General features: G+C 72.2%; 13 protein-coding genes. 7 read left to right on the plus strand and 6 right to left on the minus strand.

Annotation, left to right across the window (positions count from 1 at the left end):
* Positions 1-27: 27 nt before the first annotated feature.
* Positions 28-330, plus strand: a complete 303-nt coding sequence (locus FHE66_RS06015) for a chorismate mutase (protein ID WP_139072067.1) — start codon at positions 28-30, stop codon at positions 328-330.
* Positions 331-339: 9 nt separating this feature from the next.
* On the opposite strand, the gene FHE66_RS06020 is transcribed toward FHE66_RS06015, so the two are convergent.
* Complete coding sequence (locus FHE66_RS06020; RefSeq protein WP_139072068.1) at positions 340-2160, minus strand: long-chain fatty acid--CoA ligase; 1821 nt, start codon at positions 2158-2160, stop codon at positions 340-342.
* Between the two features lie 48 nt (positions 2161-2208).
* A complete protein-coding gene (gene valS / locus FHE66_RS06025) occupies positions 2209-4917 on the minus strand; it encodes a valine--tRNA ligase (RefSeq protein WP_139072069.1) in 2709 nt (902 codons plus the stop codon).
* Between the two features lie 131 nt (positions 4918-5048).
* Here valS and FHE66_RS06030 point away from each other — a divergent pair, with 131 nt between their 5' ends.
* A complete protein-coding gene (locus FHE66_RS06030; RefSeq protein ID WP_139072070.1) occupies positions 5049-6041 on the plus strand; it encodes a TIGR03557 family F420-dependent LLM class oxidoreductase in 993 nt (330 codons plus the stop codon).
* A gap of 2 nt (positions 6042-6043) precedes the next feature.
* Positions 6044-6826: a coenzyme F420-0:L-glutamate ligase gene (cofE, locus tag FHE66_RS06035; RefSeq protein WP_139072104.1), complete on the plus strand. Its 783-nt coding sequence runs from the start codon at positions 6044-6046 to the stop codon at positions 6824-6826.
* Between the two features lie 75 nt (positions 6827-6901).
* On the opposite strand, the gene FHE66_RS06040 is transcribed toward cofE, so the two are convergent.
* Positions 6902-7537: a TetR/AcrR family transcriptional regulator gene (locus tag FHE66_RS06040; protein ID WP_139072071.1), complete on the minus strand. Its 636-nt coding sequence runs from the start codon at positions 7535-7537 to the stop codon at positions 6902-6904.
* A gap of 93 nt (positions 7538-7630) precedes the next feature.
* Between FHE66_RS06040 and FHE66_RS06045 the strand changes: the two genes are divergently transcribed.
* From FHE66_RS06045 to FHE66_RS06060, 4 genes are all read left to right on the plus strand, one after another.
* Positions 7631-8551: an ABC transporter ATP-binding protein gene (locus tag FHE66_RS06045; protein ID WP_139072072.1), complete on the plus strand. Its 921-nt coding sequence runs from the start codon at positions 7631-7633 to the stop codon at positions 8549-8551.
* Complete coding sequence (locus FHE66_RS06050) at positions 8548-10167, plus strand: ABC transporter permease (RefSeq protein WP_139072073.1); 1620 nt, start codon at positions 8548-8550, stop codon at positions 10165-10167. Before FHE66_RS06045 ends, FHE66_RS06050 begins: the two co-directional genes overlap by 4 nt.
* A 75-nt stretch (positions 10168-10242) precedes the next feature.
* On the plus strand, positions 10243-10605 hold the full coding sequence (locus tag FHE66_RS06055) for a hypothetical protein (RefSeq protein ID WP_139072074.1): 363 nt from the start codon (positions 10243-10245) through the stop codon (positions 10603-10605).
* Positions 10606-10740: 135 nt separating this feature from the next.
* Entirely contained in the window at positions 10741-11187 is a 447-nt protein-coding gene (locus FHE66_RS06060; protein ID WP_139072075.1) for an iron chaperone, read from the plus strand.
* A 17-nt stretch (positions 11188-11204) separates the two neighbouring features.
* Here FHE66_RS06060 and FHE66_RS06065 read toward each other — a convergent pair whose 3' ends face one another.
* From FHE66_RS06065 to FHE66_RS06075, 3 genes are all read right to left on the minus strand, one after another.
* Positions 11205-12017, minus strand: a complete 813-nt coding sequence (locus FHE66_RS06065; protein WP_139072076.1) for an alpha/beta fold hydrolase — start codon at positions 12015-12017, stop codon at positions 11205-11207.
* Positions 12018-12039: 22 nt separating this feature from the next.
* Complete coding sequence (locus tag FHE66_RS06070; RefSeq protein WP_139072077.1) at positions 12040-12603, minus strand: DJ-1/PfpI family protein; 564 nt, start codon at positions 12601-12603, stop codon at positions 12040-12042.
* A 132-nt stretch (positions 12604-12735) separates the two neighbouring features.
* Positions 12736-13458: a GntR family transcriptional regulator gene (locus tag FHE66_RS06075; protein ID WP_218013630.1), complete on the minus strand. Its 723-nt coding sequence runs from the start codon at positions 13456-13458 to the stop codon at positions 12736-12738.
* Positions 13459-13497 lie beyond the last annotated feature (39 nt).

The raw sequence follows: 13497 nt of genomic DNA on the forward strand, positions 1-13497 counted from the left end.
GCGCCGGGGGAGACCTAGGATCGGGGCATGAGCGAGACGATCCCGGCCGAGCTGGCCCAGGCGCGCGGCACGATCGACAACATCGATGCCGCCCTCATCCACCTGCTCGCCGAGCGCTTCAAGTGCACCCAGCGGGTGGGGCACATCAAGGCGGACCTCGGGCTGCCGGCGTCGGACCCGAACCGCGAGGCGGAGCAGATCCGGCGGCTGCGGGCACTGGCCGAGGAGGCAGGCCTGGACCCGGTGTTCGCCGAGAAGTTCCTCTCCTTCATCGTCCAGGAGGTCATCCGCCACCACGAGGCGGTGGCGGAGTCACGGCACACGTCCTGACGCGCGGCCTCAGGTGCCGTAGATGTCGTCGATCTCGGCGGCGAAGTCCCTGATGACCTTGGCGCGCTTCACCTTCTGGCTGGGCGTGAGGTAGCCGTTCTCCATCGTGAAGTCGATGGTGAGGACCTTGAACTTGCGGATCGACTCGGCCCGCGAGACGGCCTCGTTGGCGCGCGTCACCGCCCGGTCCAGGGCCGCGAGGACGCGCTCGTCGGTGGCGGCCTGGTCCACGGTCATGGGCGGCAGGTCGTGGTTGGCGAGCCAGCCGGGGAGCATCTCCGCGTCGAGCGTGATGAGCGCGCCGATGAACGGGCGACCCTCGCCGACCACGACCACCTGGGAGACGAGCGGGTGGCCGCGCAGGCGGTCCTCGAGCATCGCGGGGGCGACGTTCTTGCCGCCCGCGGTCACGATGATCTCCTTCTTGCGGCCGGTGATGCGCAGGTAGCCGTCGGAGTCCAGCTCACCGAGGTCGCCGGTGATGAACCAGCCGTCCTCGGTGAACGCCTCGGCGGTGGCCTCCGGGTTGCCGTGGTAGGCGCGGAAGACGTGGGCACCCTTGACGAGCACCTGCCCGTCCTCGGCGATGGCGACGCTCGTGCCGGGGTAGGGCGGGCCGACCGTGCCGATCTTCACGAGGCCCGGCCGGTTGACGGTGGTCGGCGCGCCGACCTCGGTGAGGCCGTAGCCCTCGAGCACACCGACCCCGATCCCGCGGAAGAAGTGCCCGAGCCGCTCGCCCAGGGGACCGCCGCCGGAGACCGCCCAGGCGAGGTTGCCGCCCATCGCCGCCTTGATCTTCTGGTAGACGAGGCGGTCGGCCAGGGCGCGCTGCGCCTTGAGCGCCGCGGAGGGCCCCTCGGGGGTCTCCAGGGCGCGGGAGTAGGTGATCGCGACCTTCGCGCCCCAGCGGAAGACCCGCTGCTTCGCACCGCCACCCGCCTTGGCGTCGGCGGAGTTGTAGACCTTCTCGAACACCCGCGGGACGGCGAGGAGGAACGTGGGCTTGAACGCGTCGAGGTCGGCCACGAGGTTCTTCGCGTCCGGGACGTGGCCCATGGCCGCGCCGGAGTACACGCACAGGACCTGGATGAACCGTGCGAACACGTGGGCGAGCGGCATGAACAGCAGGGTGCGCTTGTCCGAGCCCCGCACGACGCCGGAGAAGTTCGGGTCGTCGCTGCCGTTGACGACGAGGTGGACGAAGTTGCCGTGCGTGAGCTCGACGCCCTTGGGGCGGCCGGTGGTGCCCGAGGTGTAGATGATCGTCGCGAGGCTGTCCATCGACGTGGCCGCCGCCCGCTCGGTGACCCGCTCGGCGGGGACGTCGGTGCCGTGGCCGATGACCGTGTCGATGGCGTCCTCGTCGAGCACGAGGACCTGCTCGAGGTGCTCGGTGCGCTCGATGAGCGGGGAGACGAGGGCGCCCATCGCACGGGTCTCGGCGAAGACGATGCGGGCCTGGGAGTTGGTGATGATCCACTCGGCCTGCTCGGCGGAGGACGTCTCGTAGATCGGCACGGGCACCGCGCCCACCGACCACGCGGCGAAGTCGAGCAGCGTCCACTCGTAGCTCGTGTGCGCCATGATCGCCACGCGGTCGCCCGGCTCGATGCCCAGGCCGATGAGGCCCTTGGCGACGGCGGTGACCTCGCCGGCGAACGTCTGCACGGTCACCGGGACGAAGCGCCCGCCCAGGGAGGCCTTGCGCTCGAAGATCACCCCGGCGGGGTCGCGGGAGAGACGGTCACTGAGCACCCACGGCAGGGACATGGAGGGCTCGAGGTGGCCGAGCCCCGGGGTACTGGATTCCGGACGTGGCGCGTTCATGGGATCTCCTCGCGGTCTGGGGCAGTGGTGGCGCCCCGGGTATGGGTCTCAGCGCTTGGTGGGCGGCTCGTCGAGCTCGTGGGCGCCGACGACGGCTCCCTCGAGGTCCGTGTGCCCGGCGATCTCGAGGTCGCCGCGGACACGCCCGGCGGCCCGCAGGTCACCGACCGCGTGGCCGATGCGCTCGACGTCGGCGGCGGGCAGGTCCAGGCGCACCCGGGCGAAGGTCGTCCGCTGGGAGACCTTCGCCTCGGACTTCACCTTCCGCAGCGCCGCCAGGGCGCTGCCGGTGACCTGGAGCAGTGCCGGGTCGGCGTCGGGCACGGCCTGGCGCAGGGGAGCGGCGGAGGGCCACGGTGCGGTGTGCACCGACCCGCTGCGCCACCAGCTCCAGACCTCCTCGGTGGCGAAGGGCAGGAACGGGGCGAGCAGCCGCAGGACGACGTCGATGGTCACCGCGAGCGTCGTGCGCGCGGAGGTGACCTCGGTGGGCGTGAAGCCGGCCTCGGTGGTGCCGTAGGCGCGGTCCTTGACGAGCTCGAGGTAGTCGTCGCAGAACGTCCAGAAGAACGTCTCGGTGAGCTCGAGCGCGCGGGTGTGGTCGTAGCGCTCGAAGGACGTCGTCGCGCCCTCGACGACGTCGGCGAGCGCGGCGAGCAGGGACCTGTCCAGCGGCTCGGTGACGGCCGAGACGTCGAGCCGGGCGGGGGTGTCCCCACCCATCGTCAGGGCGAACTTCGAGGCGTTGAGGACCTTGATCGCCAGGCGGCGACCGATCTTCATCTGGCCGACCTCGAAGGCGGCGTCGGTGCCCAGGCGCGCGGAGGCGGCCCAGTAGCGCACCGCGTCAGAGCCGTGCTCCTCGAGCAGGCCCATCGGGGTGACGACGTTGCCCTTGGACTTCGACATCTTCTTGCGGTCCGGGTCGAGGATCCAGCCGGAGATGGCGGCGTCGCTCCACGGCAGGCCGTCGAACTCGAGGTGCGCGCGGACGACGGTGGCGAACAGCCAGGTGCGGATGATGTCCTGGCCCTGCGGGCGCAGGTCCATCGGGTAGACGCGGGAGAAGAGGTCCTCGTCGCGCAGCCAGCCACCGGCGATCTGAGGGGTGAGCGAGGACGTCGCCCACGTGTCCATGATGTCGACCTCGCCGACGAAGCCGCCGGCCTGGCCGCGCTGCTCCTCGGTGTAGCCCGGCGGGACGTCGATGCTCGGGTCGACGGGGAGCATGTCCTGCGAGGGCGTGAGGACGCGGTCGTAGTCCGGCTCGCCGGCGTCGTCAAGGGCGTACCACACGGGGATCGGCACCCCGAAGAAGCGCTGGCGCGAGATCAGCCAGTCGCTGTTGAGGCCCTCGACCCAGTTGTTGTAGCGCACCCGCATGAAGTCGGGGTGGAAGCCCAGCTCACGGCCGCGCTCGAGCAGCGCCTCGCGCAGGTCACGGCCCTGGGCGTCGGTGGCCGGGCGTCCGCCGTTGCGGATGTACCACTGGCGGGAGGTGACGATCTCGAGGGGCTTGTCGCCCTTCTCGAAGAAGTTGGTCTTGCGCTGGGTGGGCGTGGGCTCGCCGTCGAGGTCGCCGCTCGCGCGCAGCGCCTCGACGATCTCCTTGCGGGCGCTGAACGTCGTCTTGCCCGCGAGCGAGTCGGTCCACAGGGCGACGGCGGAGGGCTCGGTGACCCACTCGGGCACCTCGGCGAGGAGGCGGCCGTCGCGGCGGATGACCGAGCGGGTGGGCAGGTCGAGCTCGCGCCACCACTGGACGTCGGTGAGGTCACCGAAGGTGCAGCACATCGCGATGCCGGCGCCCTTGTCCATCTCCGCGGCGGGGTGGGGGAGGACCGGCACCTCGACGCCGAAGAGCGGGGAGCGCACGGTGGTGCCGAACAGCGGCTGGTAGCGCTCGTCGTCGGGGTGGGCGATGAGGGCGACGACGGCGGGCAGCAGCTCCGGGCGGGTCGTCTCGATATAGACCTTGCCGTCCGTCACCTGCTCCAGGCCCTCGCCGACGGCCGGGTCGGCCAGGTGGAAGGCGACCCGGTGGTAGTGGCCGGGGTAGTCGCGCGCCTCGAGCTCGGCCTGGGCGACGGCGGTCTGGAACGTGACGTCCCACAGGCCGGGGGCCGCGGCCTGGTAGGCCTCGCCGCGCGCGAGGTTGCGCAGGAACGCGGCCTGCGCGACGAGCTGGGACTCCCGCCCGATGGTCTGGTAGTGCATGGCCCAGTCGACGCTGAGGCCGAGGTGGCGCCACAGCGCCTCGAACTGCTTCTCGTCCTCCTGGGTGAGGCGCTGGCACAGCTCGACGAAGTTGCGCCGGGAGATCGGCTGCTGGTCGGCGGCCTTGACGCTCTTGCCGTCACCGCCGTCGTGCGGGGGCACGAAGTCCGGGACGTAGGGCAGCGTCGGGTCCACGCGCACGCCGTAGTAGTTCTGCACCCGGCGCTCGGTGGGCAGGCCGTTGTCGTCCCACCCCATCGGGTAGAAGACCTCCTTGCCGGTCATCCGCTTGTAGCGGGCGACGACGTCGGTGTGCGTGTAGGAGAACACGTGCCCCACGTGCAGCGAGCCGGAGACGGTCGGCGGCGGGGTGTCGATCGAGAAGACCTGCTCGCGCGTCGCCGTGCGGTCGAAGCGGTAGGTGCCCTGCTCGCTCCAGCGGGTCTCCCACTTGTCCTCGAGGCCCTCGAGGCTCACCTTGTCCGGGACGGACGGGTTGGCGAGCGGGGCGGCGGGCGTGAGGTCGTGCTCGTCGGTCATGGGACCCGATTCTTCCACGGTCCCGCCCCGCGGCGCGCAGGGGTCCCGGCGGGGACCCGGTGACGTCGTGTGGGCCGCGGCACGGAGGGGGCGTGTGCGGGCCGCAGCGCGGGCCTGGGAGACTGGCCGGCATGAAGATCGGCTACGCCGCTGCCCTGGAGCAGTTCCACCCGCGGGAGGTGCTCGACTACGCGGCCCACGCCGAGGCCCACGGCTTCACCGGCGTCATGGCCGCCGACCACTTCCAGCCCTGGACACCGACGCAGGGCCAGGCCTCCTTCGTGTGGAACGTCCTGGCGGCGCTGGGGGAGCGCACCCGCGGGGACATCGGCCCGGGCGTCACCGCGCCGACCTTCCGCTACCACCCGGCGGTGGTCGCGCAGGCCTCGGCGACGCTCGCGGCGATGTACCCGGGACGGCACTGGCTGGGGATCGGCTCCGGTGAGGCGCTCAACGAGCACGTCGTCGCGCCGTACTGGCCCGAGGCGCCCGAGCGGATCAACCGGATGTTCGAGGCCGTGGAGATCATCTCCAAGCTCTTCACCGCCTCCCTCGCGGGCAAGGACACGAAGCACTCGGGCACCTTCTTCCGGCTGGAGTCCACCCGGCTGTGGACGATGCCGGAGCAGGCCCCGCCCATCTACGTCGCCACCGGCGGCCCGGTGACCGCGCGGCGTGCGGGCAAGCACGCCGACGGGATCATCACCGTCGGCGCCCCGGTGGAGAAGGTGGCCGGGCTGTTCGACCGATTCGCCCAGGGCGCCCGGGAGGCGGGCAAGGACCCGGCGACGATGCCGAAGATCCTCCAGCTCCACCTGTCGTGGGCGCCCACGGAGGAGGAGGCGCTCGCGAACGCGCTCACCGAGTGGCCCAACGGGGCGATGCGCTTCGCCAAGGCGGACATCCGCTCCCCGTTCGACTTCGCCGCGATGGCCCGCCTCGTGCGGCCCGAGGACTTCGCCGGGCGGATGGTCATCTCCTCCGACCCCGACGTCCACCGCGCCGAGCTGCAGAAGTACGCCGACCTCGGCGTCGACCACGTCTATCTCCACAACGTCGGGCGCGACCAGCGCCGGTGGCTCGAGGTCTTCGGCCGCGACGTCCTCCCCAAGGTGGTGCGCTGATGATGATCATGGCTCAGGCAGTCGAGGGCGTCCCGCCCGTCACCGGCGGGGACGACCTCGCCGCGCTGCTCAGCCCGGGGCTGCGCGCCCTCACCTGGCCCGACGGCTCGACGGGGATGGTCGAGGGGGACGTCGTCGTCGTCGCGAGCAAGGTCGTGGCCAAGGCCGAGCGACGGCTCGTCGCCGCGCGGACCCGCGAGGAGCTGGAGCAGGTGATCGCCGGCCAGACGGTGCGCGTGGTGGCCGAGCGCGTCCGCCCCGACGGCTCGACGCTGCGCATCGTGGAGAACCCGCAGGGGCTCGTCCTCGCGGCAGCGGGCGTGGACACCTCCGACGTCCCGCTCGGGACCGCGCTGCTCCTGCCGGAGGACCCCGACGCCTCCGCCCGGGCGCTGCGCCGCGGGCTGGACGCGCGGCTCGGGGTGCGGCCCGGCGTCGTCGTCACCGACACCGTGGGGCGGCCGTGGCGCGAGGGCGTCACCGACATCGCCATCGGCGCCGCAGGCATCCGCACCCTCCAGGACCACCGTGGCCGGCGCGACGGCTACGGCCGCGAGCTGCGGATGACCGTCATCGCCGCCGCCGACGAGATCGCCGCCGCGGCCGAGCTCGTCAAGGGCAAGGCCGACGGACGCCCTGTCGCCGTCGTCCGCGGGCTGGGGCACCTCGTCACCCGCGAGGACGGCGAGGGTGCGCGCGTGCTCGCCCGCCGGTCCGAGGACGACCTGTTCCGGGAGGGCTCGGCCGAGGCGTACGCCCGCGGCCTCGCCGACGGCCGCGGCTGACCGGCGCAGGGCGCGTCCCACGCGTCCAGGCACGCAGAGGGGACCCCGCTGCGGCCGACATGCCGGGCGGTGGGTCTAGTCCCTCCGTGCGCCGCCGGGGAGCGCGACGACGCTCCCCAGGTAGTGCTGCACCGCAGGTGCGACCTGGTCCACGAGGGCGGCGTGATCCATGGTGGCGAGGGCGGGCACCCGGATGACGTGGCGGGCGAGGGCGACGCCGAGGAGATGGGAGGCGGCGAGTGCGACGCCCAGCATCCGGGGGTCCTCTGCGGTGATCCCCGTCGTCTCGTGCATGTGCGCTCCGAGGAGGTCGCGCACCATGTCCGCTGCCCGCTCCGCGGTGGTCGTGGAGCGGACCAGGGCGAGCAGGACCCGACGCGTCTGCGGTTCGTCCCACATGCGCAGGTAGCTGTCCGTGACGCGGTGGCCGATCTCCTGCGGGGCGCCGACGAGCGAGGCCGCCAGACGTTCGGGTATCGCCGTGCGGTCCGAGACCGCGACGGCGAAGAGGGCGTCCTTGTCCCCGAAGAAGTGGCGGATCAGTGCCGGGTCCACGCCTGCGTCGGTCGCGATCGCACGGATCGAGGCTCCCTCGTACCCGCGCTCGGCGAAGAGCGCCAGGGCGGAGTCCAGGATCGCCTCGCGGGTCCCGCTGTCGCCGGGGCGTCGCCCCGTCGGTCGACGCCGGGATCCGGCTGGGTCGTCGGTCATACCCCACCTTAACTCCCCACTTGCAGAGTTCCTCACCCGTGGAGTTATGGTGGACCTGCCATGGATGGGTTACTCGCAGGCTGGGAGAGACGCATGAGCGCGGCAGAGGCAGTGATCGAGATCGACAGCCTGACGAAGTCCTACGGCAAGTTCCCGGCGTTGCGAGGCGTGGACCTCCGGGTCGAGCGCGGCCAAGTGCACGGCTTCCTCGGCCCGAACGGCGCAGGGAAGTCCACGACCATCCGCGTGCTCCTCGGGCTGCTCAGGGCCGACGGCGGCACCGTACGGCTGCTCGGCCAGGACCCGTGGCGCGACGTGGTGGCTCTGCACCGACGCCTGGCGTACGTGCCCGGCGACGTCTCGCTGTGGCCCGGGATGACGGGCGGAGAGGCGATCGACCTGCTCGGTTCCATGCGCGGCGGCCTGAACGAGGATCGCCGGGCGGAGCTCGTCGAACGGTTCGAGCTCGACCCCACCAAGCGTGGCCGCCAGTACTCCAAGGGCAACCGTCAGAAGGTGGCGATCGTCGCCGCCCTGGCCTCCGACGCCGAGCTGCTCATCCTCGACGAGCCGACCAGCGGCCTGGACCCCCTGATGGAGAAGGTGTTCCAGGACGTCATCGCCGAGGCCCGGGCGCGGGGCACGACGGTGCTGCTCTCCAGCCACATCATGGCGGAGATCGAGACGCTGGCCGACCGGCTCAGCATCATCCGCAACGGGCGGATCATCCGGTCCGGCACCCTGACCGACGTGCGAGGCGACGCCCGGACCGCGGTGCACGCCGTCCTCGAGCGGGTCCCGGACCCGAACGACCTCACCCGCCTGCACGACGTCCGTCTCGAGGGGAACCGTCTCGACGTCACGGTCGAGTCCGACCGCATCGGTGACGCCATGACCCTGCTGACCGGGTACGGGCTCGTGTCCTTGACTGTCGAGCCGCCGTCCCTGGAGAGCGTGTTCCTCCGCTTGTACGAGGACGAGGACGCAGCACACGCCGCCGGAGGGACGCGATGAGCCCGGCCGCCACTGCCAGGGCCGAAGGAGGAAGCCTCACCGGGACCCTCCCACTCCTGCGCACGTCCCTCAGGCACGACGGGCGCACGTTCGCGCCATGGGTCGCCATCGCGACCGTCCTGTCCGCCTCCTCGGTCCTCGTCTACCCCTGGGTCTTCCACACGCAGCAGGCTCGCCAGGGTCTGGCGGCTGCGGTCGGCGCGAACCCGGCCCTCGGCCTGATCTTCGGACCGGCGTTCGACGTGACCACCGCCGACGGGTTCAACGCCTGGCGCGCCCTGGCCCTGGGCGGGTTCCTCGCGGCGCTCGGGGCCATCTCCACCGTCATGCGTGCCACCCGCGGCCAGGAGGACTCCGGACAGGCCGAGCTTCTGGCCTCCGGTGTGCTCGGCCGTTCCAGTCGCCTGCTCACCGGCGTCGCCATGGCCTTGACCGGCAGCCTCGTGCTCGGCCTGGTCTCCGCCCTGCTCACCGTCGCCTGCGGAGGCGGGTGGGGACCCTCCATGCTGCTCGGGGCCACCTTCACCGCCACCGGGTGGATGTTCACCGGCGTTGCGGCGATCGCCGCCCAGCTCGGCTCCGACGCACACACCGCGAGCTCCATCGCCGTGGCCACCCTCGGCACCCTGTTCGTCCTCCGTGGCTTCGCCTACGCCGTCGAGGCACCCGCGTGGGCCGTCTGGGCCAACCCGCTCGGCTGGATGACCGAGACCCGGCCGGCGACGGGCGACCACTGGTGGCCCCTGCTGCTCGCCGGCGCGCTCACACTCGTCGCCCTGGTCGCCGCATTCATCCTGCAGGCACGTCGTGACTTCGGGCAGGGAGCGATCAAGCCGGCGCCCGGACCCTCGCGCGGCAGGGCCCGCACCGCCTGGGGGCTGACGCTGAGGCTCAACCGCGGTCTTCTCATCGCCTGGACCATCGCCTTCGCCCTTCTCGGCATCGTGTTCGGATACCTCGCGGCCTCCATCACCGACGTCCTGGGCCCCGACAGCCCGGCCGGGCAGATCCTCGCCGCGGGTGCGACCGGACAGTCCCACCTGGTCTCCGCGTTCCTCCTCACGCTCCTGAGCCTGCTCGGCATCATCGCCGCCGTTCCCGGCGTCCAGACCATGCTCAAGGTCCGCAGCGAGGAGATGGAGGACCGCGTCGAGCCGGTCATGGCGACCGCCGTCACCCGTTCCCGCTACTACGCCGGCAATGTGCTCCTCGCGCTCGGTGCGCCCACCATCTACCTGCTGATCGCGGGCACCCTCGTCGCGGCCCTCGCCTCGGGCTCCGACATCGGCGTCACCTTCTCCGACGTCCTCCTGCAGGCCCTCGCCACCGTCCCTGCCGTGTGGACCGTCGTCGCCGTCTCCGCCGCCGTCATCGGCGCCCGGCCGGCCGTCAGCCTGGCCGCCTGGATCGGGGTCGTGGCCTCCTTCGGCCTCACCCTCCTGGGTCCCACGTTCGGCCTGGACGACTGGGTCCTGGGAATCAGCCCTTTCTGGCACGTCCCCGAGGTGACTGCGACCGCCGTCGACCTCACCGGGCTCCTGTGGATCACCCTGTTCACCACAGGCTTCCTCCTCATCGGCTTCGCCGGGTTCCGTCGCCGCGACCTCGCCCGCTGATCCCGCCGCGCGGTTGCGGAGTCTGCGTACCGAGTGCCGTTCGCCCCGGCCGCCGAGAACGCTAACCTTCACGACATGACCGTCGGCGACTCGACGGCGACGTCACCCGGCATGGGGACGCGAAGCGTGGTCATCGCTGCGACCGTCGTCCTCGTGGCCACCTTGGCAGCCATCTGGTGGCTGGTGGTTCCCATGGAAGTCGTCTGCCCAGCGATCTATCCGGCTCCGCCAGGGTGCGGCGGCGCGGAGCGAAGGCCTGCCGGGGTGACGTGGACGGGCATCGTCGCGGCGGTCTACGCACTGTCCGTCGTCGTCGCGTCGACCTGGGGGCGTCGCCGGCGCTGGTTGACCCGTGCGGCGATGCTGGTCCTCGTCCTCGTCGCGATCGCCGGCATCGGAGCGGTGCGGGGCTCGGCGGGTTCTGTCACCGGGTACTGACGACCGCGAGCGGGTCCCGGACCGGATGTCTCGGTACCCGCTGGAGGAGGCGCCGCGGAACTCGATCAGGATTCGAGAAGCGACCGTGCCGCCCGTCGCCCTAGCGTGACCTCATCGACGAGGGAGGAGCGGCTCATGGCACACGAGGAGTCCGGTGGGTTCACCGAGGTGGAGCTCGCGGCGATCAGGGAACGCGCTGCGGAGCTGCGCGCGGAGAAGGGAGGGAAGAAGGCTGCGGCGGGACTCGAGGACCTGCTGAAGAGCATCCGCGCGATGCCGGAGGACCAGCGGGCCGTCGCCGAGCGCGTCCACGTCATCGTCTCCGAGGCCGCGCCCGGCCTGCGCCCGAAGACCTGGTACGGGCAGCCGGCGTGGACCGACGCCGACGGCAAGGTCGTCGTCTTCTTCCACTCTGCCGCGAAGTACGGCACCCGCTACAACAGCCTCGGGTTCGAGGAGGCGGCCCGGCTCGACGACGGCGTCATGTGGCCGACGTCGTACGCCGTGACCGGCCCGCTCGGTCCGGCCGAGCAGGAGCAGATCGCCCAGCTCGTCCGGCGAGCGGCGGGCGCCACGAACTGAGCAGGTGGGCCCGGCTCTCACTCCCGGCCGAGGAAGCCGCCCAGCAGCCGGTGGAACTCCTCCGGGTGCTCGACCTGCGGCGCGTGACCGCACCGCCCCAGGACGTGCAGACGGACGTCGGCGAGGTGGTCGAGCAGCGGCAGCGCCGCCGCGCGCAGGGGAGTGAGGCGGTCCTGGGCGCCGTGGACGAGCAGGGCCGGCGCGCGGACCGCTGCCAGGGTCTGCGCCGACAGGGTGAGGTCCTCAGCCCACCGCGTGCGGGGCGGCGGGAAGAGCCGGGCGAACGCGGCCTGGCCGGCCCGCATCGCCGCGGCCCGGGCCGACACCGCCGCCTCGGTGACCAGCGACCGGTCGAGCAGGATGCGCTCGAGCATGTCCCGCGCGCCGTCCTCGGTGGCGGGAGCGGCCCACACGGCGTCGAGGTCGGGCGACAACGGCGCCCCCGGGGCGCCCATCGTCCCCACCGGCACGACGTGGGTGACCTGCCGGGGACGCGCGGCCGCCAGCGCCAGGGCGACGGCGCCACCCATGGAGTGGCCCACGACGGCGTAGGACTCGTGGCCGAGGGCGTCCATGAGCGCGGCGGCCTGCTCCGTCCAGACCCGCAGCCCGCCGCGCGAGCCCAGTGGCAGGGGGGTGCGGCCGAAGCCCGCCTGGTCGGGGGCCACCAGCCGCCACGAGCCCGCGAGCGCGTCGATGGTGGCGGCCCAGGCTCCGGACCCGGTCGTCCCGGGTCCGGAGCCGTGCAGGAGCAGGACCGCCGGTCCGGCGCCGCCCTCGGTCACGTGGACCGGCGAACCGTCGACGACGACGGTGCGCTCGGCCCTCACCGGTCGAGGGTGGTCGGGCGCATCAGGCGGTGACGAGGGACTTCGAGAAGAGGTCCATCATCGCCCGCCCGAACTGCGGCATGTCCGGCCATCCCCGGCAGGAGACGAGGTTGCCGTCGACGACGTCGGGGGCGTCCACGACGATCGCCCCCGCGTTCTCCATGTCGCCGGTGATCGGTGGGAAGCACGCCGTGCGGCGACCTTCGAGCAGCCCGTAGACGGCCGGCACCTGCGCGCCGTGGCACACGAGCGCGATCGGCAGGTTGCGGGCGAAGAAGTGCTCGGTGATCCGGCGGACGTGGGCGTCCACCCGGATCCACTCGGGCGCGCGGCCCCCGGGGATGATGAGGGCGTCGTAGAGCTCGACGTCGACGTCCTCCCAGGGCACGTCGACCGGCAGCTTGCGGCCGTTCTTCTCGACGTACGCGTCGGAGTTCGGGTCGAACTCGTGGATGACGAGCTGCACGTCGCGCATCGTCCTCGACGAGACGTCGACGTCCCAGCCGCCCTCCTGCACGCGGTAGTAGGGGTACATGGTGTCAAGCTCCTCGGCGGCATCGCCGGTCAGGAGCAACGCTCTGGGCACCTGACTGTCTCCTCGCACTCGACGTTGGGTGAGGGGTGCCGCTCGGCCGGTGGGGCCGAGCGGATCAGATCCGATCCGATCTGGTCTGACGCCCAAGGATCGCGCGCCGGGCGGCTGCCAGTCAACCCCCGTCTACGGAGCGGTCGTGAGCAGTGCGTCGTCGAACAGCGGCCGGAACCTGTCGCCCGAGAGGAGGATGTGCTGGCGCATGGCGTAGGCGGCCTGGTCGGGGTCGCGCGCCGCGATGGCGGCGAGGATCTCGTCGTGCTCGCTCATGGCCAGGTAGGTCACCTGGGTGTCGTAGACGAGCCGGAAGAGGTGCACGTGGGTGTGCAGCCGGGCGAGTGCCTCGCGCACGAGCTGGTTCCCGGCGCTGCAGGCGACGAGGTCGTGGAAGGCGGCGTCGCGCAGGCCGAAGGTGCCGTAGGCGCTCGGCCCGTCACCCTCCTCCAGGCCCGCCATCTCCTCCAGTAGCCTGCGCAGCTCGTTGACCTGGGCAGACGTTGCTCGCTCGGCGGCGCGGCGGGCAGCCGCGGGCTCGAGGAGCAGGCGGAGCTCGAGCATGTCGTCGAACCGCTCGCGGGTGATGAGGGGAGGGATCCGGTAGCCGGCGTGCGGCACCCGGACGACCAGGCCGTCGGCCTCCATGCGGTTGAGGGCAGCCCGGATCGGCGTCTGCGAGACGCCGAGCTCGCGTGCCAGGGCGTCGATCGTCACCCGGGAGTCCGGCACGAACCGCGAGGACATGAGCTGGCGGAGGAGGGTGTCGTGCACCTCGTCGGCGAGGGGTCGGCCGGGCTGTGCTCCCGGGTGCGGGCCGCCGGCCGCGCGCTCCGGCGTCATGTCCTCGTTCACAGGGGTGTGCCCACTTTCGTCTCGCGGTGGTTGACAGCG

The sequence above is a fragment of the Georgenia sp. 311 genome (assembly GCF_006151955.1).
GTDB lineage: Bacteria > Actinomycetota > Actinomycetes > Actinomycetales > Actinomycetaceae > Oceanitalea > Oceanitalea wutianyii.

What these genes read in the sequence shown, in the direction of transcription:
- FHE66_RS06020 (WP_139072068.1), bottom strand. Translation starts at nt 2,160, where the DNA reads ATGAACGCGCCACGTCCGGAATCCAGTACCCCGGGGCTCGGCCACCTC.
- FHE66_RS06055 (WP_139072074.1), top strand. Translation starts at nt 10,243, where the DNA reads ATGACCGTCGGCGACTCGACGGCGACGTCACCCGGCATGGGGACGCGA.
- FHE66_RS06040 (WP_139072071.1), bottom strand. Translation starts at nt 7,537, where the DNA reads ATGACCGACGACCCAGCCGGATCCCGGCGTCGACCGACGGGGCGACGC.
- FHE66_RS06060 (WP_139072075.1), top strand. Translation starts at nt 10,741, where the DNA reads ATGGCACACGAGGAGTCCGGTGGGTTCACCGAGGTGGAGCTCGCGGCG.
- FHE66_RS06045 (WP_139072072.1), top strand. Translation starts at nt 7,631, where the DNA reads ATGAGCGCGGCAGAGGCAGTGATCGAGATCGACAGCCTGACGAAGTCC.
- FHE66_RS06050 (WP_139072073.1), top strand. Translation starts at nt 8,548, where the DNA reads ATGAGCCCGGCCGCCACTGCCAGGGCCGAAGGAGGAAGCCTCACCGGG.
- FHE66_RS06015 (WP_139072067.1), top strand. Translation starts at nt 28, where the DNA reads ATGAGCGAGACGATCCCGGCCGAGCTGGCCCAGGCGCGCGGCACGATC.
- valS (WP_139072069.1), bottom strand. Translation starts at nt 4,917, where the DNA reads ATGACCGACGAGCACGACCTCACGCCCGCCGCCCCGCTCGCCAACCCG.
- cofE (WP_139072104.1), top strand. Translation starts at nt 6,044, where the DNA reads ATGATCATGGCTCAGGCAGTCGAGGGCGTCCCGCCCGTCACCGGCGGG.
- FHE66_RS06030 (WP_139072070.1), top strand. Translation starts at nt 5,049, where the DNA reads ATGAAGATCGGCTACGCCGCTGCCCTGGAGCAGTTCCACCCGCGGGAG.